This window comes from Winogradskya humida (assembly GCF_016862215.1).
Classification (GTDB): Bacteria; Actinomycetota; Actinomycetes; order Mycobacteriales; family Micromonosporaceae; genus Actinoplanes; species Actinoplanes humidus.
The window spans coordinates 12,879-36,810 of record NZ_BOMN01000095.1 but is presented as its reverse complement, the minus strand read 5'-3'; the positions used below and the strand labels follow the sequence as shown (position 1 = coordinate 36,810).

The window sequence follows — 23,932 nt, the reverse complement described above, 5'->3', positions numbered from 1 at the left end:
GTTGTTCGGGCGCTGTCAACCTTGGCCTTGTCGCTCCTGGCGCTGCCAAATTTCCGGCATTCCAGCCTCTCGGTGATCCTGCCGTCGGCACACCGGTTCGGCCTCGACCCCGCCGCATCGCGATCTTCCGATGACGCACGGGCCGATCCGACGGGCTTTCCCGCGCCATTCACCGCTGCGCACGCGGTGCAGGGCGGCCGTCGGCCCGTGGCCGGTGCCGTGTTGCATCCCGTCGTGGCACCACGGAAGCAGCCCCGCCATGATGGTTCCCCGGCACGTCATCGTCACCGCCCTTCGCGAGCGCGGCAAGAACCAGCGCGCCGACTGGGTCGACCGTTCCCTGCCCGACCAGGTCGACCTGCACCACCAGGTCGGACTGCTCGCCACCCTCGACCTGAGCGCCGACGACCTCGTGGCGAAAGCGGCCGCGTCATGACCGCCGTCGCGGCACCCACCGTCCGGCTGCGCCTCGCCCCCGGGGACACCCGGGGCAAGCTGCTCGACGGCGCGTGGTGGCCCCGCACGAACGACCTGACCACCGAGCTGCCGCAGCTCGTCGCCGAGCTCAACGGCCAGCGCGGCACCATCACCCACGCGCTGGCCCGCACCGAGGACTGGCAGGCGCCGCACCCGAAACGGCTGCCCGGCGACCGCCGCGCCGTCCGGCTCGCCTGGTTCAGCTCCCAGCCACACGGCCTGGTCACGCTGATGACCGACTTCGGCCGCGACCGTTACGACCTGGTGATCGTGCCCGCCGGCGCGAGCGGGGAGCAGGCGGAGACCGTCATGGCCGCCGCGGCCGACCCGGACGGCGAACGCCGCGCGCCCGACCTGCTGACCGGGCTCACAGCCTGACCGCAGTGGCACTCCAACCATCGAAAGCAGGGGTTATGCGGTTCGGATTTCTGAGCACCCAGCCACCCACCCGATGCGGCCTGGCGACGTTCAACGCCGCGCTCGCCGGGAGCATCACCGGCGGTGACACGGCCGGCAGCGTCGTGCGGGTCACCGCCCCGGGGGACCACACGCCGTCCGGGCCCGACGTCGCGCACACGTGGCGGATGGCGGCGGCTGACGGCTGGCGGGAGGCTGCTGACGCGCTGAACTCGTTCGACGTCGCGATCGTGCAGCACGAGTACGGCATCTACCCCGGTGCTGACGGCGCTGACGTGCTCCGGCTCATGCGACGGCTGACCGTACCCGCGATCGTGGTCCTGCACACCGTCCTCAGCCGGCCCACGCCGCGGCAGAAGTCCGTGCTGGAGCAGGTCGTCGCCACGGCCGGCGCCGCCGTCACGATGACCGCCACCGCCCGGGACCGGCTCGTGATCGGTTACGACATCGATCCGGCAAAGGTCGCCGTCATCCCGCACGGTGCGGCTTTCGACACGGGTACGCGCGCCGAGCGGCCCGCCCGTCCGCACATGCTGACCTGGGGCCTGCTCGGGCCGGGCAAGGGCATCGAATGGGCGATCCGGGCCCTCGTACCCCTCAAGAGCCTCGACCCGCTGTACATCGTCGCGGGCCGGACCCACCCCCGCGTGATCGAACTGCACGGCGAGTCGTACCGGTCGGGCCTGCACCGGCTCAGCGCCGAGCTCGGCGTGGCACCCCAGGTCGACTTCCGGGATACCTACCTCGACCAGGCCGGGCTCGGCGCCCTCATCGGATCGGCCGACGTGGTCGTCCTGCCGTACGACTCCACCGAACAGGTCACCTCGGGCGTCCTGGTGGAAGCGGTCGCGGCGGGCGTACCCGTCGTCGCCACCTCGTTCCCGCACGCCGTCGAAGTCCTCACCGACGGCCCGGGCCTCATCGTCCCCCACCGCAACCCCCGAGCCCTGGCCGCCGCGGTCCGCAAGGTCCTCACCAACCGCGGCCCCGTCGCCGGCTCCGACAACGCGGCCCTGCGCTGGCCCGCCGTCGCCGCCCGCTACGAAGCCCTCGCCGCCGCGCTCGTCACCGGCGCCCCGGTGGCTGGTTCCTCCGCCGCCCCGGCCACTGTCCCCGCGTCTGTTTCTGCCTCTGTTTCTGCGACCGCCCTGGTATGACCGATCGCATTCTCGCTCCGCAGGCGCGGACCTCCTCGACGTTCGTGGCCCGCGGCCGCTCGGCCATAACGGATCACCTCGTCGTTCCGGCGGCGCGGCTTTCCCCGGCGTCCGCGGTCTGCGGCCCTGAGGGCATGCCTGAGGAGGCTCAGCCATGACGGCGCCGGTTGAGGCACCGGCGCGGCGGACCACGCCGACGCCGCCGTTCCATCATCTGATCCGGCTCACCGACGACACCGGGTTGTTCGAGCACGCGCAGCACGCCATCGCCCGCCGCGAGCACGGCTACTGCACCGATGACGTGGCCCGGGGCCTGCTCGTTGTCAGCCGCGAGCCGGACCCGGCGCCGGCGCTGCTGCGGCTCGCCGAGACGTACCTGACGTTTCTCGTCCACGCCCAGGCCGACGACGGCTCGTTCCACAACCGGCTCAGCTTCGAGCGGCGCTGGACCGACCGCCCGGAGCTCGGCGACTGGTGGGGCCGCGCCCTGTGGGGCCTCGGCACCGCCGCGGCCCGCCACCCCGCGAGCTGGATCCGGGACTCGGCGCTGCGGGCGTTCACCACCGGCGCTGCCCGCAGGTCACCGGCCCCGCACGCCATGGCGTTCGCGGGGCTCGGCGCGGCGGAGATCCTGCGTGCCGACCCGGGCAACGAGCTCGCCGCGACGCTGCTCGCCGACGCCGCCTCCGCGATCGGGTGGCCCGACCCGGACCCGGCGTGGTCCTGGCCGTACCCGCACCTCAGCTATGCCAGCGCCGCCCTCGCCGAGGTGGTCATCGCCGCGGGCCACCGCCGCGGCGACGTGGCGTTGCGCGCAGCCGGTCTGCGGATGCTCACCTGGCTGCGCGACGCCCACCTGGCCGACGGGCACCTGCGCCCGCTCCCGGTCACCGGATGGACCCGCCGGACCAAACGGCAACGCTACGACCAGCAACCCATCGAGATCGCCGCCCTCGCCGACGCCTGCGCCACCGCCGCCGAGGTCACCGGCGACGAACAATGGCTGGTGACAGTGGGCCAATGTGTGCAGTGGTTCCTCGGCGACAACGACGCCGGCGTCACGATGTGGGACCGCGCGACGGGCGGCGGCTTCGACGGACTGACCGCGCAGGGCGTCAACGTCAACCAGGGCGCCGAATCCACCCTCGCGCTGATCGCGACCCTGCAGCACAAGCGCACGCCGAGGTCCCGGTAACGCCGTCACCTGTAGCTCGTGAGCTCCTCCGGGGCCCGGCCGAGCAGGTCCGCCAGCTCGCGTACCTCGATGGTTCGCTCCGTCGAGGCCGCGGGGACCGGGGGCTGCGGGCGCCGGTCTCTCAAGCGCCGCTCGGCGATGCCGTGGATCCATCCGGTGACGCCGGAAGCCGGCCCGGCGTAACAGCCGGCCAGCCACCACACCTCGACATAGACGGCCGCCACCAGTGTCGTCGTCGCGTGTCGATGCACCAGGTGGGCCTGGATCCGGTCCCGGACCGGCCCGGAGGTGTGTTCGTACAGGATCGCGAAGGCCTCGCGGTCTCCGCGGGACACCTGTTCCATCAGGGAGCCGAAGTCGACCTCGGGCACCGCGTCGCGGTTCAGAGACGGTCGGCGAAGGGAAATGCGCACAGCAGGCTCCAGACCATGGCATAAGAGAATTTCGTGCCGCCGGGGTCTGGAGCGACGATGCAGGGTGACATCCCCGCAGATACACCGACAATACCGATATCAACTGCCGCGGGACCAGCTGATTCGCCCGGAAGTGGTACGCGGTTCGCCCTGCCGGGTGTCCACCGAGGAGCTGCGATAACTCCGGAGTGGACTGCGTCGTGCGGAGGCGACGGAGCCCCACGCGGTGGTTGATATGCCCGCGTGGGGCTCCGCCGGTCCCTCCCCAGGGGCCGGTCTGAGAGGGGGCGAATCAGGTCAGGTGGGCGTGGGCCGTTCGGGTGGCCCGGGCCGTTCGGGTCGCTCGGGTCGGGCGGGCCGAACGGGCCGGGCGGTTTGCTCAGACGAAGTGGGCCGCGATCCAGTCGGCGACCGTGTTCACGGAGGCGAAGACCGCGCCGTCGTGGGTCTGGCCGTCGAGGGTGATGAACTGCTCGGGGGCGTTGTAGGTGTTCAGCTCGGTGATCAGCGGGCCGGCCGTGATGACGTACGGGACGGCCTCGTCGTCGGTGCCCTGCACGATGAGGATCGGGGCGCTGGGCGCGGACGTCGCCGGGTTACCGTACTGTGCCAGTTTGTTCAGGACGGTCTGTGACACAACGCCGCCCGGCACGAGCTGTTCCGGGGTGAACGAGGCGTACGCGTCGAGGATCTCGTAGAGACAGCCGGTCGTCAGCACCGAGGCCTTGGACTTCGCCGGCGCTGCCAGGTAGTTGTTCGGGACGAACGTCGGCTCCACCGCGTTGATGCCGTAGAGGGCCATCACGAGGTACCCCTGGCCGGGCGTACCCGGGATGTCGGGGGCGATCAGGTTGAGGTTCGACACCGGTGCGATCGCCGCGGTGCCCTTCAGGACCAGGGCGCCGTCGTACGAGGGGGCGAGCTGGTTGGCGAACAACGCGCCCTGACCGCCCTGCGAGTGGCCGTCGATCGCGTACTGGGTGCCGAGCGCGGCGTCGAGGTTCCGCGCGGCCTTGGCGCTGTCGATGATCGCCCGAGCCTCGCTCGCCCCGACCAGGTACGGGTGGCTACCGGCCGTGCCGAGCCCCGCGTAGTCCGGGGCGGAAACGGTCCAGCCGCGCTGCAACAGCACCTTGATGGCGGCGATCGCCTCGGGCCAGAAGACGTTTATGTTGGTGGATGGAGCGCAGTTGTCGGCCAGCCCGGTCGTACCGTGCGCCCATACGACCGTCTTGTTCTTCTTGTTGCTCTTCGGCGTGAACACCAGCCCGGAGGTGGTGATGAACGCGCCGTTGATCGCGGTCGTCACATACGTGATTTTCTTGGCCGTTGCCAGCGCTGAGTATTCCGCCGGAACGGTGAGATTCGCCGACGACAGAACGGTTCCGGCGACATTGACCACCGCGTTCGCGGGGCCGCTGGTGGTAAGAACAACACCGGCAAGGGCGAGCACAACGGCCTGACCGGCTGCGGCCAGGCGGACGGCGTAACGCCGTCGGAGCACAGTTCTCATGTATGTGTCCTTTCAGGGAAGCGGTATCGCGCATTACTGACGGACGGATTACGGGCAGCCTGTGGCACTGACCGGATTCCGGCCGGCGAAGAATGTAAAGGGACCGCTTTCGCGGCGATGATTACCGTGATCGGGTGAATGCTCGCGGATCAGTTCTCCGGACGTGGTCTCGCGCCGCCGGCATTGCTGCGGCGGTCCTGGGCCTGCGGGGACGGCGCCCGGTCGTCGGGCCCGGGGCACGCTTCGCGGGGTGCGAACAGCCGGACGGCGATCGGTGCGGGTATCACCTGACGGTTTCCGCACGGCGGTCTCACGGCACGCATCGTGCTGTCGGAACGATGCACTGCCGTTCTGTGTCATGAACGCCGGCACGGGTGAGGGCGGCGCACCCGCACGAGTGCTGTCGTGCGGGTGGCGCAGCGTGCGGATTTCGGGTGGTACGGGGTGGTGTGCACGCACACATATGCGCGCAGGTTGTAGGGGTGTACGTGCGTGCGCACGCACACGGGACGTTCTGATGCGGTGGAGCGGAGTGCGAAGTGGAGCGGTGGTGCAGCTAGTCGATCGGTGCGCTTGCCGGGTGGATCGGGTGGATCGGCTTGCCGGGTGGATCGGGTGGTGCGGCTTGCCGGGTGATGCGAGGTGGTGCGATTTGCCGGGTGATGCGAGGTGGTGCGGCTTGCGGGGTGGCGCGGGGTGGTGCGGCGTGCGGGGTTGTGCGGATTGCCGGGTGGTGCGGGGTGGTGCGGCTTGCGGGGTGCTCCCAGGGCGGGCCGGTGCGGACCGGGCGGGCGGACCGCACCGGCCCGGACCTGGGCGGGGAATAAGGCTTCTGATGCCGGCGGGGACCGGTCGAAGGGGACGGGCCGGAAGTAGATCGGCCCAAGAGGGCGGGCCGAGGGTGGGATGGCCGGAGGGGTAGAGGCTGAAGGCGGACCGGCTGAAGGCGGACCGGCTGAAGGCGGAATGGTCGGAGGGGGAAAGGCCGGAGGTGGCGGAGGGGGCAGGGAGGGAGGGAGGGGGTCAGGCTGAAGGCGGAACGGCGGGAGGTGGAACGGCGGGAGGTGGAACGGCTGGAGGTGGAAAGGCTGGAGGCGGAACGGCGGGAGGTGGCGGACGGAGGGGAGGGGGTCAGGCCAGGTGGTCGGCTATGCGGCGGAGGGCGGTGATGGTTTCCCGGTCCCGGGTGGGGTCGTCCTCGGTGGGCCAGGCGCTGCATTTGACGATGACGACGTCGGCGGCGGGGTCGACGAAGAGGTATTGGCCGTGGACGCCGAGGCCGGTGAAGGCGTTGAAGCAGCTTTCGCCGAGGGTCCACCACTGGTTGGCGTACCCATAGTGGTCATAGCCTGAGGGGCCGAGGGCGCCGACTGCCAGGTGGGGGAGGTCGGTGCCGCGGCTTCGGCGGGCCCAGTCGCGGGGGACGATCTGGTCGCCGGCGAGGCGGCCGTCGTGGGACATCAGGAGGCCGAGGCGGGCGAGGTCGCGGGCGGTGGCGTTGAAGGCGCCCGCGCCGATGGCGGTGCGGGGCTGGGAGCGGGTGAGGCCGTAGTAGGCGTCGCGTTCGGCGCCGATCCTGGTCCAGAGCTTGTCCGAGGCGTAGGCCGCCAGGGTGCTGCCCGTTGCCGCTTCGAGGACCCAGCCCAGGATCTGGGCGTCGAACGTGGAGTAGTTGAACGTTTCGCCGCTGGGGGTGGTGCGGGGCGCGGAGCGGATGATGGCGGGGACGTCGCCACCGCTGAGGACGGCTCGTTCGAAGTCGCGGATGATGCTGGCGGTGCCGTCCCAGGACTCGAGCTCGCCGACGCCGCTGCTCATGTCGAGCAGATCGGCGAGGGTGACCCCGTCGTAGGCGGTGCCGACGAAGTCGGGGCGGTAGTCGGTGATCTGGTCCTTGATGCTGCCGATCGCGCCGTCGGCCAGCGCGATGCCGAACAAAATCGAGGTGACCGATTTGGAGAGCGAGAACAGCTGCATCCTGGTGCGCGGGCCGGCGAAGGCCCCGGGGTAGCTCTCGTGCACGATCCGGCCGTGGTGCAGCACCACGAACGCGGTGGTGAACGTGCGGTGGTGCAGGTCCGTGAGGCTGTAGTCGTGGTCGTCGAAGCGGTAGGTCAGGTCGAGGGGCACGGACGCGACCGACAGGGGACGGTATTCCAGGCCGCAGCCGACGCGCTCGGTGGGCATCAGCCAGTTCATGTGGGTGAAGGTCCACTCGTTGAGCGGCCTGCGCATGATCACGTCGCTCTGCCGTTCCCACCAGGAGGAGTGGGCGGCGGCGGGGCGGACGGCCGGTGGCTCGATCGTGCTGGTCATGGTCGGTCCCCGTTCTGGTCGATGGTGCGATCCGCCGGGCGCGCCCGGAACGAGGTGTCTCGGAAGTGCTCACGCAAGGTCAGCCCGGATGGTTCATTGACCGGTTCGAGGTAGCTGTTGAGGATGCCGAGGACCGCCATGGCGACCAGGTTGTCCTGGTGGTCCTCGCCGACGATGCCCGCGCCGGGATCGCCCAGGTGGTGCAGGGCGAAGCCCTCGGTGACCGCGGCGAGCATGTTGGCGAGCTGGTCGAGCGTGACGCCGTTGCGCAGCTGGAAACCGCGGGAGGCGAACGTCGACTCGTAGATCTTCTTCCACGGCTCGAGGGCGCCGTCGTACTGATTGGCGATCGCGTCATGGATGCCGTCGTTGCGGTCCGCGGTGGCGACCATGATGAGCTGGAGCCGGAACAGCGGCATCCGGCAGATCGCCTGCAGCTCGGCGAAGGTGGCGCGGTCGATCGCGTCGACGAAGCTCTCCTCGTCGTCGAGCCAGCCGCGGGTCTCCACCTCGGCGTTGTACTGCGGGTCGTAGTTGTTCGCGTGGAACATGAAGGTGAGCAGGTCGTTCAGGTAGTCGTCGTGACTGGCCCAGGTCGCGCGGTAGGGCCCGTCGCCCTTCTGCCGCAGGAACGGCGGCTCGAGGCTCTCCATCTCACGCGACAGTGCGCGCTCGGTCAGGAACCGCAGCCCCGACCAGTACTGCTTCTTGCCGGTGTCGGCGACCGCTGCCCAGTCGCACGCACCCAGGTTCTGCTCGACGAGGTTGGCACCGGCCTTGAGGTAGGACGCCACCTTCGGCGAGTTCACCAGCGCGGCGCGCGTGGCCTCCCGGACACCCTTCACGCGGGTGACGATGCCCGAGAAGTCCTGGTTATAGGGATAGGGCAGTTCTGCCTTACCGACCGTCATGCAACGATTCTTTGGCCGTTTCCCGTTCCGGACAAGTGCGTGAGTGCGTAGTACTCGGAGTCTAGTCCTTGCCGTTTTACGATGGCGGTAAATATTACCTTTAGTAGCGCGGCGATTACTGTAAGAAATTGTCGAGGTCGCCATGATTGGGTATAACGAGCACATGCACAGTGAAGCTCTCGTGGGTCTGCTCGGCGAACTACCCGGCACGGAGGTGTCGGTGGCCGCCGGCGCCGTGACCGTGACCATCCCGGCCATCGGTGACGCGGTCACGCTCGCGATCCGCGACGTCCTGGGTTTCGAGCAGGTGATCGTGCCCACCGGCGACCCCGGCCTCGAGCTGGGCGTGCGGCGCGGCCACGAGGAGCTTCCCCTCATCATCACCGTCGACGACGTCGTGTTCATGCCGGCGTACGCCGCTGACATGCTCGTGCCCGGGGCCGAGGTGCGCGTGCCGGCGACCCCGCACCTCATCGCGTACTCAGAGATGCACCGCGACGTGCGCGCCCTGGGACGGGCGGTCGACGAGGAAGGTGCCGAGTTCGACGACGACATCCTCGCCGCGACGCTGCTGGTGCACCGCTGCTTCCTCGCGGGGGCGGTCCGGGTGGGGCTCTGGCCGGTGCGGGTCGCGGCCTGGTGGGAATACACGTACGCCCGGGTCGGCAGCCGGCTCGCGCTGGGCCCTTTCCGGCCCGATCCGGCGTGGGACCGGCTGATGGCGGACGTCACCCGGGCACGGGCGTCGAGCGCTCAGCCCGTACATCAGGAATGATTTTTGTTTGGGGTCTGCTCCACTGTGGGTAGCTGAACGGTGTCAGCGATTCTCACGAAGGAGTTGGATGATGGCGCAGGTGACCAGCACTCGGCCGACCCGTTCCGGCGTTACCGCAGCCCGGGTCTGCACCATTGTGGGCTTCGTCTTCGCGGCCCTCGCGATCGTGTTCTTCCCGCCCGTTTTCGGCCTCGTGGCCGTGATTCTCGGTGTGATCGCCGGTTCCCTCGGCGACCGCCCGCTCGGCTGGTACGCCGCCGCTGCCGGAGTGGCCGGCGCGGTGCTCGGCATGGTCCTGAGCGCGCTTCTCCTCAACGCCGTCTGACAATTCCGAAGGCCCCGGAGGGCCGTCCAGCCAAATCTCCCCCTTGGCTGTGCGGCCCTTCGTGCTATGCCACGGCATCGCGCACGATGGAAGCGGCGCGCTGCGCGATGTCGGCGTCCGTGCCATTCCACAGCGAGGCGAGCCAGGGCCCGGCGAACAATCCGACCAAGGTGGGTACGCCGTCAGCGCCGGTAGCGTCGAGCCATTCGCAGATATCGCCGGCGCCCGGCCCGTGGATCCGGTAGTAACCCGAACGCGACACCGGCCAGAAGTGCTCGTCGAAGCGGAGCACCACCTTCTCGACCCGCCCCATTCCCAGCCGCGAAAGCGCGTCGCGATGCCCCTGCGGCAACGGCGGCACAAAAGCGAGCGTGCCCGCCTTCAGCACCCCCACCGGCACCGTCACGATCGCCGCGTCGAAACGGCTGCCCCCGACGAGAACGCCCTCAGGCCCGGCGCTCACGTGCGAGACCGGGCTCGACAGGTGCACGGTGAGGCCGCGGGCGAGATGGTCGACCAGCAGCCGGTAACTGCCCGCGATCCACCGGTCGCCCTCGCCGACCCCCGGCTCGAACCCGTGCCGGGCGCTCAGCCACGACAGCGGCGCCCCCGAATCCATGATGATCTCCGCGTCCGCGAACCGCTGGATGTCCGCGGGCGTCCACGGCGCCGGCTCGCGCAGCCACGCGTCGACGACGTCCGCGATCGACGCATCCGCCGGTGCCGCCGCCAGCCGTCGCTGCGCGTCCACGTCGAGCCCCTCCGGAGCCGGCGCGCCCCGCAACACCATCGGATCGGCGAAGTCCGTGGGCACCGTGCGCAGCCCCAGCCGCTCCGCGATCCGCGCCAGCGCGTTCCCCGCGTACTGCTGAAGCCAGTTGGCACCAAGATCAAATCGGAAGCCGTCCAGATCCCGCCCGGCGGTCCGCCCGCCGAGGCGGTCCCGGGCCTCGAAGACCTCCGCGTGTACGCCGAGACGGGTCAACTGCCGCGCCGCCGCCAGCCCCGCCATCCCGGCACCGACCACCGCGACCCGCCGATGCCCCAGGTCCGCGGCCCACAGCCCGGCCTCGCGGCCCTTCTCGTACGCGCCGTGCGCCATCCCGGCCCGGTCCGGGTGGGTGGCCTCCCCGGCGATCCGCAGCCGTACGCCCACCGCGCTGCCCAGCGTCACCCGGTCGGCAGGCGTCCCGCCCCGCCCGATCAGGCTCCACGAACCCCGGGACCACGGGTCGTCACCCCAGTGGGAGACGAGAAAAGCTCGCATCACGGCCGCAGCGTACGCCTTCGCGCGCGGGAGGTAGGTTGACGGGAACTCGTCGTCGCGCGCAGCGGGCTCGTGACGTGCCCGTCGAAAGGTGCGGCAGTTGTCTGCTAGGAGGGCGGTTTCCCGATCAGGGCAGGCTCTGCCCGCGACCCGCCCGCCGACGCTCGACGAGGTGGCCACCCGCGCCGGCGTCGGCCGCGGCACGGTGTCCCGCGTCATCAACGGCTCGGCCCAGGTCAGCGATCAGGCCCGCGAAGCGGTGCGCTCCGCGATCGCCGAGCTCGGATACGTACCGAACAGGGCAGCCCGCACCCTGGTCACCCAGCGCACCGACTCGATCGCCCTGGTCGTCTTCGAATCCGGCGAACGCTTCTTCGCCGAGCCCTTCTTCGGCCGCATCGTCCAGTCCATCTCCACCGGCCTCGTCGACCGCGGCCTGCAGATGGTCCTCATGATCGCCCAGGCCCCCCACGAACGCGAACGCCTCGAGGGCTACCTCACCCGCCAGCACGTCGACGGCGCGTTGCTCCTCTCCCTGCACGGCGCCGACCCGCTGCCCACGAAACTCGAGGAACGCGGCGTCGCCACGGTCCGCGCCGGTCGTCCCGCCGGCACCGATCTCGGCTGCTACGTCGATGCCGACAACCGCGGCGGTGCGCGCGACGCTGTCGCGTACCTGAAGGAGCGGGGCCGGCACCGCATCGCGACCATCACCGGGCCGCAGGACATGGCCGCGGGTATCGCCCGCCTGGCCGGCTATCACGACGTGGCAGGCCCGGGGCTCGTCGCGCACGGCGACTTCAGCGAGGAGAGCGGGGCCGCGGCCACGGTCCAACTGCTTTCGCAGGACCCGGAGCTCGACGCGATCTTCGCTGCTTCGGACACCATGGCGGCGGGCGCTCTGCGGATATTGCGCGAGCGCGGCCTGCGTACGCCACAAGATGTCGCCGTTGTTGGTTTTGACGACTCGGTGGTGGCCGCGCACACCGACCCGCCGTTGACCAGCGTCCACCAGCCGATCGAGCAGATGGGCCAGGAAATGGTCCGGCTCCTGCTCTCGAAAATAGACGGCATCGAGCCCGAGGATCCCGAAGTCGTCCTCACCACCAGCCTCGTCATCCGCGGCTCCGCCTGACCGTTCTCAGACGCGGTCGGCGTCTTACCGTTCTCAGCTGTGGTCGGCGTCTTACCGTTCTCAGCTGTGGTCGGCGTCTTACCGTTCTCAGCTGTGGTCGGCGACCATGAGGCGGCTGTTGCCGAGCGAGCGGGGCCGGTGGGCCGGTGTTTCCAGGGCCTCGGCCACCTCCAGCAGATTCTGGTCCAACGTGACGGTGAAGCCGTGCCGCGCGAGCAGAGCCGCCATCTCACCCGCCGTCCAGGTCGAGCGCCACGGCTCCCGCGCCCACACGCTGCGCCTTCCGGTGGAGGCCATCAGCACCCGCGCCACCAGCTGACCGACCCTCATCGACGGAGCGGGCGCCTGGAAGTTGACGATCAGGCGACTCCCGGGGCCGAGCAGGCAGCGACGGCGGCAACCGTGGCGGCCACCTCCGGCCTGGTCAAATATGGCACGACGCCTTCCCAGATCCAGGTCGTGGCCAGATCGGCACGACAACCCGCCGCAGCCAGCACCTCGACCAGGTCATCCCTGCCGAAATCCACCGGCACATACACCGGCCCGGCCGCGCCGAGTCGTGCGGCCTCGCCGAGTCGTGCGGCGCGGTCGAATCGTGCGCCGTCGCCGAGTCGTGCGGCGCGGTCGCGTTTGTCCTGTTGGGAGGCGGGCTGGTCGACCTCGAAAACCGCGGTGCCGGCGACCTCGGGCATCCGCCACGCCCGGCCGTCCAGCCCGGCGCCGAGGATCACCACCTGAGGGTTCGGGTGCTCCCGAACGGCATCGTCGATAGCCACGGTCCGCGGCACCATCATCTCGGCGCAACCCTTGACCGTCTCGTAGTCGACCCTCTCCCGCCATCGCCGAGGCACGGCCCCGTCGCGCACCCAGTTGACAGCCGTGCGCTCATCGTCCCGCAGCAGAGCCATGGCGGTCGGATCCGCAAAGCGCCCCGCGGCGATCAGTCCTTGTGCCGCTGCGCGGCCCTGACAAACCATCACCGCCGTACGACTGGGCCTGAATGTTTTCGGCATCTGCCCCCGTTCCTGTGGTCTGCGCTCCTGTGGTCTGCGTTCCTGTGGTCTGCGTTCCTGTGGTTCACGTTCCTGTGGTTCACGTTAGTTGCGGCGCAGTGCCGATGCGGCTGACAGATGTCACCTCTCTGTTGCCGTGCCGGTTCGGGAGTCTGTTGCCGTGCCGGTTCGGGATTTCCTGGTTGTGCCGGGCAGGCGACTTGCTCCCTGCGTCGGTCAGTTGATGGCGCTGCCGTGGACCGGGCCGCCGGATGCCAGGTCGGCGACCTTGAGCATTCCGGCCCAGCCCTCGTCGTACTCGAGCACCACCCGCGTTGTCTTCTCCGTCCCGCCCTCGTCGGCGCGCTGCACGATGCCCTGAACCTTGGCGGCCTCGGCGGGGCTCAGCTCGACACCGTTGTCCGTGCCGGTCGCCTCGACCTCGCCGAGCGAGCCGTTGAGAACCACGCAGTACCCACCGCCGTCCACCTCGACGTAGTAGGTGTCGGCGTCGCACATCCCGATGAACCGCCCGATCACGCCGGGCCGTTCCGAAGCCGGGACCGTGGTGCTGATCGAATCGTCCACGGTGTAGACGTTCACCGCGTGCATACTCCCGGTTGGTAGTGGCTCGTTGCCGCTGTGCGCGATCACGTACGTGGCACCGGTCGCCGCCGTGGTCACGCCGGCCGCGGTGAGCGCGGCCACCGCGATGAGCGAACGTCTGAGCCATCGCCGGCCGTGGCTCTTGGCCGGAGGACTCGTGATCGGACGGTCGAGTTCAGTCGTGGAAGTCATGCGACCCACCGTATTGACGGATCTGCGCCGCCACGTGAGTTGTCGTACTCAAACCGCCTGGCAGCTCCGCGCTTCGCTCCGCGCGCCACGGCACAACGCGGCGCGGGCACAACGCGGCGCGGCAGGGCACGGCATGGGCACAACGCGGCGCGGCGCGGCACGGCACGGCAAATCGGTTGGCCATGCACCGGGGCGGCCGTGAGGGTGTGCTCATGATTGGTGTCACCGGGGCGACCGGGAATCTGGGCCGAATCGTGGTGGATGTGCTGCGGGAACGGGCCGGTGATGTCCTCGCGTTCGGCAGGGCCGAGGCCGACTACGACAAGCCTTCGACTCTGGCCAAAGCCTTTCACGGGGTCTCGCGGCTGCTGTTCATCTCATCGCCCGAGTTGAACCCTGACCGGCGCACCGCGCAGCATCTCGCCGTGGTCGGGGCCGCCGCGGAGGCCGGGGTCGAGGCCGTCGTCTACACCAGCTTCCACCGGATCGCCGGGATCTTCGCTGTACACGGCGTGACCGAGGACGCGATCGCTGCCAGCGGCATGGCGTACTCGATCCTCCGAAACCCTTTCTACACCGAACCCTTCGTTGCAGAAGATCCGACGCATACCGCCAGCTGGCAGCCCGTCGGAGGTCCGGCGCATACCGCCAGCTGGCAGCCCGTCGGAGGTCCGGCGCAAACCGCCAGCTGGCAGCCCGTCGGAGGTCCGGCGCAAACCGCCAGCCGGCAGCCCGTCAGAGGCGCGGCGCATACCTCCGATGGGCAGCCTGCCGGCGAGTTGACGCATGCGACCGGTGGGCAGCCGCTCAACACCGCCTACCGGGCCGATCTCGCCGAGGCCGCAGCAAGAGCACTGCTCTCGGATCGGATCGCCAATCGCACCTATGAGCTGACCGGTCCGCTCTGGACCTTCCCCGAGCTTGCGGTGTCTCGGGGTACAACGGCGCGGGAGGGTGAGGTCGCCGGGCCGATGGGCTGGCTGCACGGGCTCGCTAAGGCCGGGGCCCTCGCCACACAGACGCCGGATCTGGAAGAGCTGCTGGGCCGCCCCGCACGTGCGCCGCGATGAGCTGAGCCACCCGCCGTACGCCGGGAGAGGTCTCCGCGCTCCGGGTCGCCATGACCAGGTCGACGGTCGCGCTGCGCTGGAGCAGCGGCACGTAGGCGACGCCGTCGATCCCGAGGGAGCGGACCGACGCGGGGACCAAAGCTACGCCCATGCCGGCCGCCACAAAGGTGATCAGCGTGGACGTCTCGCGTACCTCGATGATCTCCCGGGGTTGGAACCCCGCCGCCCGGCAGGTGTCCAGCAGGCTCTGGTGCATGGAGGAGAGCCGGCGAGACGGGTGTGAGACAAACGGTTCCATAGCGAGGGTGGTCAGGTCGAGGACCCCGGCGCCGGCCCGGGGGTCGTCCGCGCGTAACGCCGCCACGAGTGCCTCGGTGCGCAGCGGCACGACGTCGAGGCCCGCGCGGTCGGTGGGCGGGCGCATGAGGGCCACGTCGAGGGAGTAGTCGAGGACGCCCGTGACCAACTCCGGCGTGAGCATCTCGCCGCGCAGGTCGAGCCGGAGGTCGGGCAGGCCGGCCCGGAGCTTGCGGGCCACGCCGGGCAGGACGTCGTAGGTCGCCGTCCCGATGAAGCCGATGCTGACCTGGCCCGCGCTGCCCTGGGCCAGGCGGGCCTGTTCGTCCTCGGCGCGGGCGAGCAGGGCGAGGATCGTGCCGGCCCGTTCCAGCAGGAGCGTGCCGGCCTCGGTCAGCTCCACGCGGCGGGTGGAGCGGGTGAAGAGCGTGTTGCCCAGCTCCTTCTCGAGCTGGCGGATCTGCTGGGAGAGCGCCGGCTGGGCCAGGTGCAGGCGGGCGGCGGCGCGGCCGAAGTGCAGCTCCTGCGCCAGCATCGTGAACGATGTCAGCTGCCGGAGATCCATGCATCCAGCTTATCAATCCGCGGTGATTGAAGATTGGAGAGTATGAGTCAGCGGCCGTACGGTGAGGGGTATGACCGCGAGCTATCTGTACGGCGCCGCGCGCACCCCGTTCGGCCGGTTCGGCGGGGCACTGGCCAGCGTCCGCCCCGACGACCTCGCCGCGACCGCACTGTCCGGCCTGCTGGACCGCTTCCCGGCGCTGGACCGCACCGCCATCGCCGACGTGCTCTGGGGCTGCGCCAACCAGGCCGGCGAGGACAACCGCAACGTCGGCCGCATGGCGGTGCTGCTCGCCGGGCTGCCGGTCAGCGTCCCCGCCACCACGGTCAACCGGCTCTGCGGCTCCAGCCTCGACGCGGCGATGATGGCCTCCCGCAGCGTCGAGACCGGCGACGCCGACGTGGTCGTGGCCGGCGGCGTCGAGTCGATGACCCGGGCGCCCTGGGTGCTGCCGAAGCCCGACAAGGCGTTCCCCGTCGGCAACGCCACCGCGGTCTCGACCACGCTGGGCTGGCGCCTGGTCAACGAGCGGATGCCCGCCGACTGGACCGTGTCGCTGGGGGAGGCCAACGAGCAGCTGCGCGACCGCTTCGGGATCGACCGGGAACGACAGGACGAGTTCGCACTGCGGTCGCACCTGCTCGCGCACGCCGCGTGGGAGGAAGGCTTCTACGACGACCTGGTCGTCCCGGTCCCGGGCGCGGTGCTCACCCGCGACGAGGGCATCCGCGCCTCGAGCACCCTGGAGAAGCTCGCCGCGCTCAAGCCGTCCTTCCGCCCCGACGGCGCGATCACCGCGGGCAACGCCTCGCCGCTGAACGACGGCGCCGCGGCCGTACTCATCGGCTCCGAAGCCGCAGCCGCGCAGATCGGCAGCGCCCCCTTGGCCCGCATCGCCGGCCGCGGCGTGGCGGCCCTCGAACCACAGATGTTCGGGTACGCGCCGGTGCAGGCCGCCGACCGCGCGCTCGCCCGCGCCGGTATCAGCTGGGACGACGTCAGCGCCGTCGAGCTCAACGAGGCCTTCGCGGTGCAGAGCCTCGCCTGCGTCGACGCCTGGAAGATCGACCCGGCGATCGTCAACGCCAAGGGCGGTGCCATCGCGATCGGCCACCCCCTCGGCGCCTCCGGTGCCCGGATCCTCGCCACCCTGGCGAAGCGCCTCACCGATTCCGGCGACCGCTGGGGCGTGGCAGCCATCTGCATCGGCGTCGGCCAGGCCCTCGCCGTCGTCCTGGAAAATGAGTCATGACTTCCATTTGCGAGAGCACCGACGAGGCCGTGGCGGGGGTGGCGGACGGGTCGACGGTGCTGGTCGGGGGCTTCGGCATGGCCGGGATGCCCACGCATCTCATCGACGCCCTGATCCGGCAGGGCGCGACCGGCCTTACGGTGGTGTCCAACAACGCGGGCAACGGCGACACGGGGCTGGCGGCGCTGCTGGCCGAGGGACGCGTACGCAAAGTGATCTGCTCCTTCCCCCGCCAGCACGACTCCTGGGTCTTCGACGGCCTGTACCGGTCCGGCAAGATCGAGCTCGAGGTCGTGCCGCAGGGCACCCTCGCCGAACGGCTACGTGCCGCGGGTGCCGGCATCGGCGCGTTCTACTGCCCGACCGGCGCCGGCACGCTGCTCGCGGAGGGTAAGGAGACACGCGAGATCGACGGGCGTACCCATGTGCTGGAGTTCCCCATCAAGGGCGACGTAGCGCTCATCGGCGCGCACCGCAGTGACCGGATGGGCAACCTGGTCTATCGCAAGACGGCCCGCAACTTCGGCCCGGTCATGGCGACAGCGGCCACGACGGTCGCGGTCCAGGTCAGCGAGATCGTAGAGATCGGCACGCTGGATCCGGAGGCCGTCGTCACGCCCGGCATCTACATCGACAGGGTGGTCGCGGCATGAGTGGGCAGGCATCTATCGGCAGGGTGGTTGTCGGATGAGCGCGCAGGCTTCGCTGGGCAAGGCTGAGATGGCGGCGCTGGTCGCGCGGGACATTCCGGCCGGGGCGTACGTGAATCTCGGCATCGGCCTGCCCACCCTGGTCGCCGATCACCTCGAACCCGGCTCGGGCGTGGTGCTGCACACCGAGAACGGCATGCTCAACATGGGCCCGCAGGCGCACGGTGACGACGTCGACCCGGACCTGATGAACGCCGGCAAGGTCGCGGTGACCGAGCTGCCCGGGGCGGCCTACTTCCACCACGCCGACTCGTTCGCCATGATGCGCGGCGGTCACCTCGACGTCTGCGTACTCGGCGCCTTCCAGGTCTCCGCGGCCGGCGACCTCGCCAACTGGCACACCGGCGCCGCGGACGCCATCCCGGCGGTCGGCGGGGCGATGGACCTCGCGGTCGGCGCGAAGAAGGTCTACGTCATGACGACGATGTTCGCCAAGGACGGCAGCCCCAAGGTCGTGCCGGAGTGCGCCTACCCCCTGACGGCCGCCCGCTGCGTCGACCGCATCTACACCGATGTGGCGACGCTCGAAGTGACCGGCGACGGCCTGGTGGTCCGAGACCTCTTCGGCATCACGTACGCCGACCTCAGCGCACGCCTCGCGGTCAAGATGAGTGACGGCTCAGCTTCGTCCTGACCCAGCCTCCACACCCGCGCAGCGTCGAAGGCCGAGCACCGCGGCGTCAGGGCGAAGCGGCGTCAGGGCTAGGTGGGGGAGGGCTGGTCGAACCAGCCGCAGTCTGGGCAGAGGTCGAAGGCGGAGTAGCGCCGGACCCTGGTCCGGTCGCAGTGCGGGCAATGAGACGGTCTGTCTCGGAGTGGGCCCGGCCGGTCGAGGCGCAGCACGGCGAAGTCCAGGACGTGCCGCAGCACCCCGTCACCCGGGTCCACCGACAGTGAGCCCGCGCGGTCCGCGACCGTAGCGCTTATCACGAGCCAGGGCCGGGCCTGCGCGGGGAGCGGCTCGGCCAGCAGCGGCCCGGCCTCCTGCGGGTTGACCTGTTCGATGCCGGTCACCACCGCCGCCGAGGTGCGTACGCCCGGCCGGCCCAATGTCTCGCGCCAGCGGCGGTGCGGGCCGGGGCCGGCGGTGCCCAGGTGGGTGCGCAGGATCAGGCACAGCGGAGCGGTGTCCGTGCCGAGCATGCCGGTCTTCACGTCGGCGTCGCGGCCGTCGTTGAGGCCGGAGAGCAGCGCCGGTTCGGCCGGGGCCGTGAGGCCGGGGTGCAGGAGCGGCGCGGTCTCGCGTACGAAATCCCAAAGGGCTGACCGGACGCCCGGCCGCAGCACTTCACCGCAGTTGGCCCTTCGCCACCGGTTGATGGTGGCGGTGCCCGGCGGACGCCTGGCGGGCACGAAGATCCCGGAGGGCTCCAGAGGTGCGCGGGAACCTGAACGCATGTCCGCATCGTGTCATCAAGGCCACTGTCGATCATCGCCGGGTCGATCATGGCGGCCGGGCGTGGTTGGGTGGTGATCGTGACGGATACCGGGGTAGGCCTACGGTCGGAGCGTGGTCCGGTGCTCGCCGCCGTCATGCTCAGTACTGCGCTGGTCGCGATCGACTCGACCATCATCGCCACGGCGGTGCCCTCGATCGTGGCGGACATCGGCGGGTTCGCGGAGTTCCCGTGGCTGTTCTCGACGTACCTGCTCGCGCAGGCGGTGAGCGTACCCGTGTTCGGGAAACTGGCTGACCTTTTCGGACGCAAGCCGGTCGTCCTGGCCGGCATCGCGGTCTTCGCCCTGGGGTCGGTCGGCGGTGGCCTCGCCGGCAGCATCGGCGCCCTCATCGCCTTCCGGGCCGTGCAGGGCCTCGGCGCGGGCGCCATCCAGCCAACCACGATGACGATGATCGGCGATCTCTACTCGGTGCGGGAACGCGCGAAGGTCCAGGGCTATATCGCCAGCGTATGGGGCATCGCCTCGGTGATCGGCCCGACCCTGGGCGGCGTGTTCAGCGAATGGGTGTCCTGGCGCTGGATCTTCTTCATCAATATTCCGCTCTGCCTGGCCGCCGCCCTGACCATCTGGCGCCGCTTCGGCGAACGCGTGAACCGGGCCCATCCGGCGATCGACTACCGCGGCGCGGCGTTGCTCACCACCGGTCTGACCCTGATCATTCTCGGTCTACTGGAGGGCGGTCAGAGCTGGGCGTGGATGTCGGCGCCGGGCATCGCGGTGCTCGGCGCGGGCGTCGCGCTGCTGGTCGCCTTCGGCTTCGCCGAACGCAACGTCGCCGAACCGGTGCTCCCACTCTGGGTCTTCCGCCGCCGGACCCTGGTCGCCGCCGGCCTGACGTCGTTCGGGATCGGGGCGGTCCTGCTCGGCCTTACTTCCTATATCCCCACGTACGCCCAGACTGCGCTCGGCGCCAGCCCACTCCTCGCCGGTTTCGCCCTCGCGACGCTGCTGATCGGATGGCCCATCGCAGCCAGCCAGTCAGGAAAGATCTACCTGCGGCTCGGCTTCCGCGGCTGCGCCCTGATCGGTACGGCCATCGTGCTCGCCGGCTCGCTCCTGCTGCTCGTCCTCGACCAGCGCTCCAGCGTGCTCACGGTCGGCGCGGTCTGCCTGCTCATCGGTCTCGGCATGGGCCTGGTCGGCCCGCCCACGGTCGTGGTCGGCCAGTCGAGCGTCGGCTGGGAGGACCGCGGCGTCGTCACCGCCAACTACGTCTTCATGCGCTCCCTGGGCAGCGCCGTCGGAGTCGCCGTCTTCGGCGCGATCGCCAACGCCACCCTCCGCGGCGACGGCGCGGACCCCGTCCGCATGACCACCGCGGTCCAGCATGTCTTCCTCGGCATCATCGCCCTCGCCGTCCTCATGGTCGCCATGGTCACCCTCATGCCCCGCGGCGACCGCCCCGACCCGGCCGCCGCGGAGTAGACGTGGAGCTCCGTGAGTTCGCCGCACTCGCCGAGCCGTTGCTGGAGGAGTCCGCGGCGGGGGAGGCCGAGCACGGCTTCGCGCTCGTCGAGGGACGCACGGCCACGGCCGATGAGATAGCCGTCGTCGAACACCGCCTGGATATCGCACTGCCGGACAAGTACAAAGCGTTCATTGAACGCTTTGGTGGCGGCATGTTCGGTTACGTGGAGCTGTTCCCCGTCGTCGCGGAGCCGCAGGAGTACGGCGCCGACCTCTGCACCGTCAAACGACCAGGAGTTCCCCGATCGCAGTTTTGTCGCCGTCGCCGCGGTCGGCACCGGCGACCACTGGGGCTTTCCCGTCGAGGAGGGCCGCTGCCTCGAGCAGGTCTGGTTCCACTTCCACGACGCCGGCGACGACGACGAGATCGTCGCCGCGGACTTCCTCGAGTTCCTGGCGGCGCACGCGCTCAGGCCTTGAACCTCCCGTCCGGCTCGTGCGCGGCGCCGTGCCTCTTGTCCTGGGTGCGTTCGCTGGAGCGTCGGCAGGGTCTGGCGACGTGCCTCCTGTCCCGGGTGCGTTCGCTGGAGCGTGGGCAGGATCTGGCGACGTGGGGGTGCGCCCGCCGGAGCGTCGGAGGGACTGGAGATGATCTCGCGATGGAATTCGTGCTGGATCCGCCGTACGGGGCCGGGCCGCTGCGGCTCGGCATGACCGTCGAGGAGGCCGGGGCCGCGCTGGCGGTGCTCGGACCGCTGGCCCGGAACGGGTTGGGCGGCGTGGCGCTGACGATGCCCGGCGGTCTCGGGTTCAGCGTCGGGTTCGGTGTGGCCGGGCGTTCCCGGGGGCGGGTCAACTTCATCGAGCTGTACCGCCCGTACGAGGAGGACGTCGTGCGGTACCGGGATGTTGATGTCTTCGGGCAGGCGGCCCGCGAGGTGGTCCGGGAGTTGCGGCGGCACACCAGGGTCGATGCGGGCGAGGACGACGGCTGCTTCTCGGCGCCTGATCTGTACCTAAGCCTGTGGCGGTCGTTCGCGGCGGACGACGATCCGGATGAGGAACAGGGGTACTACTTCCAGTCCGTCGCCGTGGCCCGGCCCGGGTACGGCGACGGGCCGGCCGAGGCCGCTGCCCGGGCCGCTGTGGGGGAGGAGTCCGGCTACTGATCGCGTACGGCTGAAGGATCTGTCGCTCATCCTGATTTTGGATCTTCAGGGAGATGGTTTCCGGCTTGTTTCCGTGGTGTGCTGGGTCCATGAGCGATGAGAAGGTCACCAACTGGGCCGGGAATATCGTTTTCGGCGCGCACCGCCTGCATCGGCCGACGTCGGTGGAGCAGATCCAGGAGCTGGTGGCGGCCGGTCGGCCGGTCAAGGTCCTGGGCAGCGGCCACTCCTTCAACCGGATGGCCGACACCACCGGCGACCTGATCTCGCTCGCCGACCTCCCCCGCATCTTCGAGGTCGGCCCTTACCACAACTCGGTACGCATCGACGGCGGCATGCGCTACGGAGAGCTGGCCTCCCGCCTCGACGCCGAGGGCCTGGCGCTGCACAACATGGCGTCGCTGCCGCACATCTCGGTGGCCGGGGCGATCGCCACCGCCACGCACGGCTCGGGCGAGCACAACGGCAACCTCGCCACCGCCGTCTCCGCGATCGAGCTGATCCGCGGCGACGGCAAGCTGGTCACGTTGCGCCGCGACCTCGACGGCGACGCCTTCCTCGGCGCGGTCGTCGGCCTGGGCGCGCTCGGGGTGGTCGTCTCGCTCACCCTCGACGTCGCCCCGGCCTTCGAACTGCGCCAATATGTGTACGACGACCTCCCTCGCGCCGAGCTCGAGCGCGACCTCCCGGGCATCCTCGGGGACGGCTACAGCGTCAGTCTCTTCACCAACTGGACCGGCCCGGACGTCAACATGGCCTGGCTCAAGCGCCGCGACCCGATGCCCGCCGGTGACTGGCACGGGGCCCGCCGCGCGGACGCCGCCCGCCATCCCGTCCCCGGCATGCCGGCCCAGAACAGCACCGATCAGTCAGGCGACCCCGGCCCCTGGCACACCCGGCTGCCGCACTTCCGCATGGAGTTCACCCCGAGCAGCGGCGAAGAACTCCAGTCGGAGTACCACGTCCCCCGGGACCGCGCCCTCGACGCGATCGACGCGGTCGACGCGATCGGCGACGTCGTCTCACCGGTCCTGCAGATCTGCGAACTCCGCACCATCGGCGCGGACGACCTGTGGCTGAGCCCCAACTACCAGCGCGAAACGTTTGCCCTGCACTTCACCTGGATCGCGGACACGGACATCGTGCTCCCGGTCGTGGCGAGGCTGGAGCAGGCCCTGGCGCCGCTCGACGCCCGCCCCCACTGGGGCAAGGTCTTCACCACCAGCCCGGACACCATCCACGCCCAGTACGACCGCTTCACCGACTTCGTGTCCCTCACCCGCGAATTCGACCCGAACCGCATCTTCCGCAACCCCTGGCTCGACGCCCTGCTCGACTGAGAGCGCGGGCTGCTGCTCGGGGCGGGCTCGGGGCGCATTGTTCAGACCGCATCGTCCGCAACCCTGGCTCGACGACCTGCTTGACTGAGTGCGCGGGCTGATCGGGGCGGCTTCGGGCCGCATTGTTCGGCTTGAGTGCCGCATTGTTCGGCTCGGGCTGTGTCGCCCGGCTCGGGCTGTGTCGCTCGGCTCGGGCTGTGTTGTCCGGCTCGGACCGGGGCGGTTGTCAGGCGGCGACGCGGGCTGGGCGGGTGGTGCTGTAGGTGCGGGGCGCGTCGGCGTAGGTCCGGGTCGCGCGGTGGTGGGCTGCGGCGGTGGCGGGACGGGCCGGCGTTGCCGTCGCGCGGCTGGGCCGGGCTGCTGCGCGAGTGGACGACGCCGCGGTCCGGGTGGATGTCGCCGCCAGGCGGCCGCGGGAGACGAGCAGGGCCGCGCCGGCGTAGGCCGCTACGACGAACACCACCTCCTCGGCCACGCCGGCGATGACCGGCAGCCCGGGGACGTACTCCGTCACCGAGAGGCCGCTGACCACGAGGGTGGCAGCACCGGCGAGGCCGAGCACTGCCGTCAGGAAGGGCCGGCGCAGGTGGAGAGCGCGGCCGCTCAGCAGGCCGATGATGAGGCCGGCCGGCACTCCGATGGCGAGGGCGACCAGGGCGGCGTTCATCACGTAGTCGGCGATGTCCTGACCGTCCTGCGGCCGCACCAGCAGGTCCGACACCGCGTACCCGACGACCCACGTCACCAGGGAGATGGCCCCGACACCGGCGCCTCGCACCGCGACGGACTTCCAGGACGGTGCCGGCAGGCTCGCTGTCTCAGTCATGCGGATCATCCTGGCGAACCGGCACCGTCCTTAAATCCCGTCATCGTGCCAAGCCTTCACGCCACGGCGGCCCTGTCACTCTGAGACAAAGTGTCTGACTAAGCCGGACAGGCGAGTTACCCGCGCCCACACAGGAGAGACACG

General features: G+C 70.3%; 26 protein-coding genes. 15 read left to right on the top strand and 11 right to left on the bottom strand.

The genetic code is table 11. The features are described from left to right. Positions 1-259: 259 nt before the first annotated feature. From Ahu01nite_RS33790 to Ahu01nite_RS33775, 4 genes are all read left to right on the top strand, one after another. Positions 260-436 (top strand): hypothetical protein, encoded by a 177-nt coding sequence (locus tag Ahu01nite_RS33790; RefSeq protein WP_203840771.1) that lies wholly within the window; start codon positions 260-262, stop codon positions 434-436. Further along, positions 433-855 carry a DUF5994 family protein gene (locus Ahu01nite_RS33785; RefSeq protein WP_203840770.1) on the top strand — a complete coding sequence of 141 codons (423 nt, stop codon included), beginning with the start codon at positions 433-435 and terminating at the stop codon, positions 853-855. Before Ahu01nite_RS33790 ends, Ahu01nite_RS33785 begins: the two co-directional genes overlap by 4 nt. Positions 856-890: 35 nt before the next feature. Next, the gene (locus Ahu01nite_RS33780; RefSeq protein ID WP_203840769.1) at positions 891-2,051 is read left to right on the top strand and encodes a glycosyltransferase; all 1,161 of its coding nucleotides are present in this window, start codon (positions 891-893) and stop codon (positions 2,049-2,051) included. A 154-nt stretch (positions 2,052-2,205) separates the two neighbouring features. Then, positions 2,206-3,246 carry a glycosyltransferase gene (locus Ahu01nite_RS33775; protein WP_203840768.1) on the top strand — a complete coding sequence of 347 codons (1,041 nt, stop codon included), beginning with the start codon at positions 2,206-2,208 and terminating at the stop codon, positions 3,244-3,246. A 5-nt stretch (positions 3,247-3,251) separates the two neighbouring features. Here Ahu01nite_RS33775 and Ahu01nite_RS33770 read toward each other — a convergent pair whose 3' ends face one another. From Ahu01nite_RS33770 to Ahu01nite_RS33755, 4 genes are all read right to left on the bottom strand, one after another. After that, positions 3,252-3,659, bottom strand: a complete 408-nt coding sequence (locus tag Ahu01nite_RS33770) for a sigma-70 family RNA polymerase sigma factor (protein WP_203840767.1) — start codon at positions 3,657-3,659, stop codon at positions 3,252-3,254. Positions 3,660-4,038: 379 nt separating this feature from the next. Continuing rightward, a complete protein-coding gene (locus tag Ahu01nite_RS33765; RefSeq protein WP_203840766.1) occupies positions 4,039-5,172 on the bottom strand; it encodes a lipase family protein in 1,134 nt (377 codons plus the stop codon). A gap of 1,131 nt (positions 5,173-6,303) precedes the next feature. Next, the gene (locus Ahu01nite_RS33760; RefSeq protein WP_203840765.1) at positions 6,304-7,488 is read right to left on the bottom strand and encodes a serine hydrolase domain-containing protein; all 1,185 of its coding nucleotides are present in this window, start codon (positions 7,486-7,488) and stop codon (positions 6,304-6,306) included. Next, positions 7,485-8,399: a hypothetical protein gene (locus Ahu01nite_RS33755; RefSeq protein ID WP_203840764.1), complete on the bottom strand. Its 915-nt coding sequence runs from the start codon at positions 8,397-8,399 to the stop codon at positions 7,485-7,487. The genes Ahu01nite_RS33760 and Ahu01nite_RS33755 overlap by 4 nt, the downstream gene beginning before the upstream one ends. Positions 8,400-8,562: 163 nt before the next feature. On the opposite strand from Ahu01nite_RS33755, the gene Ahu01nite_RS33750 reads away from it, so the two are divergent. After that, entirely contained in the window at positions 8,563-9,174 is a 612-nt protein-coding gene (locus tag Ahu01nite_RS33750; RefSeq protein ID WP_203840763.1) for a hypothetical protein, read from the top strand. Positions 9,175-9,244: 70 nt separating this feature from the next. Further along, the gene (locus Ahu01nite_RS33745; RefSeq protein WP_203840780.1) at positions 9,245-9,499 is read left to right on the top strand and encodes a hypothetical protein; all 255 of its coding nucleotides are present in this window, start codon (positions 9,245-9,247) and stop codon (positions 9,497-9,499) included. 64 nt (positions 9,500-9,563) lie between these two features. Here the strand turns inward: Ahu01nite_RS33745 and Ahu01nite_RS33740 are convergent, their stop codons facing one another. Then, complete coding sequence (locus Ahu01nite_RS33740) at positions 9,564-10,766, bottom strand: flavin monoamine oxidase family protein (RefSeq protein WP_239159343.1); 1,203 nt, start codon at positions 10,764-10,766, stop codon at positions 9,564-9,566. 100 nt (positions 10,767-10,866) lie between these two features. On the opposite strand from Ahu01nite_RS33740, the gene Ahu01nite_RS33735 reads away from it, so the two are divergent. Further along, entirely contained in the window at positions 10,867-11,901 is a 1,035-nt protein-coding gene (locus tag Ahu01nite_RS33735; protein WP_438874849.1) for a LacI family DNA-binding transcriptional regulator, read from the top strand. An 87-nt stretch (positions 11,902-11,988) separates the two neighbouring features. Here Ahu01nite_RS33735 and Ahu01nite_RS50755 read toward each other — a convergent pair whose 3' ends face one another. The 3 genes from Ahu01nite_RS50755 to Ahu01nite_RS33725 all read right to left on the bottom strand — a co-directional run bounded on the left by Ahu01nite_RS50755 (position 11,989) and on the right by Ahu01nite_RS33725 (position 13,691). Then, the gene (locus Ahu01nite_RS50755) at positions 11,989-12,231 is read right to left on the bottom strand and encodes a hypothetical protein (protein ID WP_239159340.1); all 243 of its coding nucleotides are present in this window, start codon (positions 12,229-12,231) and stop codon (positions 11,989-11,991) included. Positions 12,232-12,260: 29 nt separating this feature from the next. Beyond that, positions 12,261-12,878, bottom strand: a complete 618-nt coding sequence (locus Ahu01nite_RS33730) for a class I SAM-dependent methyltransferase (RefSeq protein WP_239159342.1) — start codon at positions 12,876-12,878, stop codon at positions 12,261-12,263. Between the two features lie 252 nt (positions 12,879-13,130). Beyond that, positions 13,131-13,691, bottom strand: coding sequence for a hypothetical protein (locus Ahu01nite_RS33725; RefSeq protein ID WP_203840761.1), 561 nt, complete (start codon positions 13,689-13,691; stop codon positions 13,131-13,133). 212 nt (positions 13,692-13,903) lie between these two features. Between Ahu01nite_RS33725 and Ahu01nite_RS33720 the strand changes: the two genes are divergently transcribed. Beyond that, positions 13,904-14,761, top strand: a complete 858-nt coding sequence (locus tag Ahu01nite_RS33720) for a Rossmann-fold NAD(P)-binding domain-containing protein (RefSeq protein ID WP_203840760.1) — start codon at positions 13,904-13,906, stop codon at positions 14,759-14,761. Here the strand turns inward: Ahu01nite_RS33720 and Ahu01nite_RS33715 are convergent. Beyond that, positions 14,685-15,623: a LysR family transcriptional regulator gene (locus tag Ahu01nite_RS33715; protein ID WP_203840759.1), complete on the bottom strand. Its 939-nt coding sequence runs from the start codon at positions 15,621-15,623 to the stop codon at positions 14,685-14,687. The genes Ahu01nite_RS33720 and Ahu01nite_RS33715 overlap by 77 nt on opposite strands. A 70-nt stretch (positions 15,624-15,693) precedes the next feature. Here Ahu01nite_RS33715 and Ahu01nite_RS33710 point away from each other — a divergent pair, with 70 nt between their 5' ends. The 3 genes from Ahu01nite_RS33710 to Ahu01nite_RS33700 are packed head-to-tail and all read left to right on the top strand — an operon-like array spanning position 15,694 to position 18,219. Next, on the top strand, positions 15,694-16,875 hold the full coding sequence (locus Ahu01nite_RS33710; protein WP_203840758.1) for a thiolase family protein: 1,182 nt from the start codon (positions 15,694-15,696) through the stop codon (positions 16,873-16,875). Continuing rightward, entirely contained in the window at positions 16,872-17,528 is a 657-nt protein-coding gene (locus Ahu01nite_RS33705) for a 3-oxoacid CoA-transferase subunit A (RefSeq protein WP_203840757.1), read from the top strand. Before Ahu01nite_RS33710 ends, Ahu01nite_RS33705 begins: the two co-directional genes overlap by 4 nt. 34 nt (positions 17,529-17,562) lie before the next feature. Continuing rightward, complete coding sequence (locus tag Ahu01nite_RS33700) at positions 17,563-18,219, top strand: 3-oxoacid CoA-transferase subunit B (protein WP_203840756.1); 657 nt, start codon at positions 17,563-17,565, stop codon at positions 18,217-18,219. A 68-nt stretch (positions 18,220-18,287) separates the two neighbouring features. On the opposite strand, the gene Ahu01nite_RS33695 is transcribed toward Ahu01nite_RS33700, so the two are convergent. Then, positions 18,288-18,983 carry a hypothetical protein gene (locus Ahu01nite_RS33695; RefSeq protein WP_203840755.1) on the bottom strand — a complete coding sequence of 232 codons (696 nt, stop codon included), beginning with the start codon at positions 18,981-18,983 and terminating at the stop codon, positions 18,288-18,290. 78 nt (positions 18,984-19,061) lie between these two features. On the opposite strand from Ahu01nite_RS33695, the gene Ahu01nite_RS33690 reads away from it, so the two are divergent. From Ahu01nite_RS33690 to Ahu01nite_RS33680, 4 genes are all read left to right on the top strand, one after another. Next, entirely contained in the window at positions 19,062-20,471 is a 1,410-nt protein-coding gene (locus Ahu01nite_RS33690; RefSeq protein ID WP_239159339.1) for an MFS transporter, read from the top strand. 174 nt (positions 20,472-20,645) lie between these two features. Then, on the top strand, positions 20,646-20,933 hold the full coding sequence (locus tag Ahu01nite_RS50750; RefSeq protein WP_239159338.1) for an SMI1/KNR4 family protein: 288 nt from the start codon (positions 20,646-20,648) through the stop codon (positions 20,931-20,933). A 179-nt stretch (positions 20,934-21,112) separates the two neighbouring features. Continuing rightward, positions 21,113-21,622, top strand: a complete 510-nt coding sequence (locus tag Ahu01nite_RS50745) for a hypothetical protein (RefSeq protein WP_239159337.1) — start codon at positions 21,113-21,115, stop codon at positions 21,620-21,622. Between the two features lie 89 nt (positions 21,623-21,711). Then, on the top strand, positions 21,712-22,962 hold the full coding sequence (locus Ahu01nite_RS33680; RefSeq protein WP_203840753.1) for an FAD-binding protein: 1,251 nt from the start codon (positions 21,712-21,714) through the stop codon (positions 22,960-22,962). Positions 22,963-23,188: 226 nt separating this feature from the next. Here the strand turns inward: Ahu01nite_RS33680 and Ahu01nite_RS33675 are convergent, their stop codons facing one another. Beyond that, a complete protein-coding gene (locus Ahu01nite_RS33675; RefSeq protein ID WP_203840752.1) occupies positions 23,189-23,788 on the bottom strand; it encodes a hypothetical protein in 600 nt (199 codons plus the stop codon). Positions 23,789-23,932: the final 144 nt, after the last annotated feature.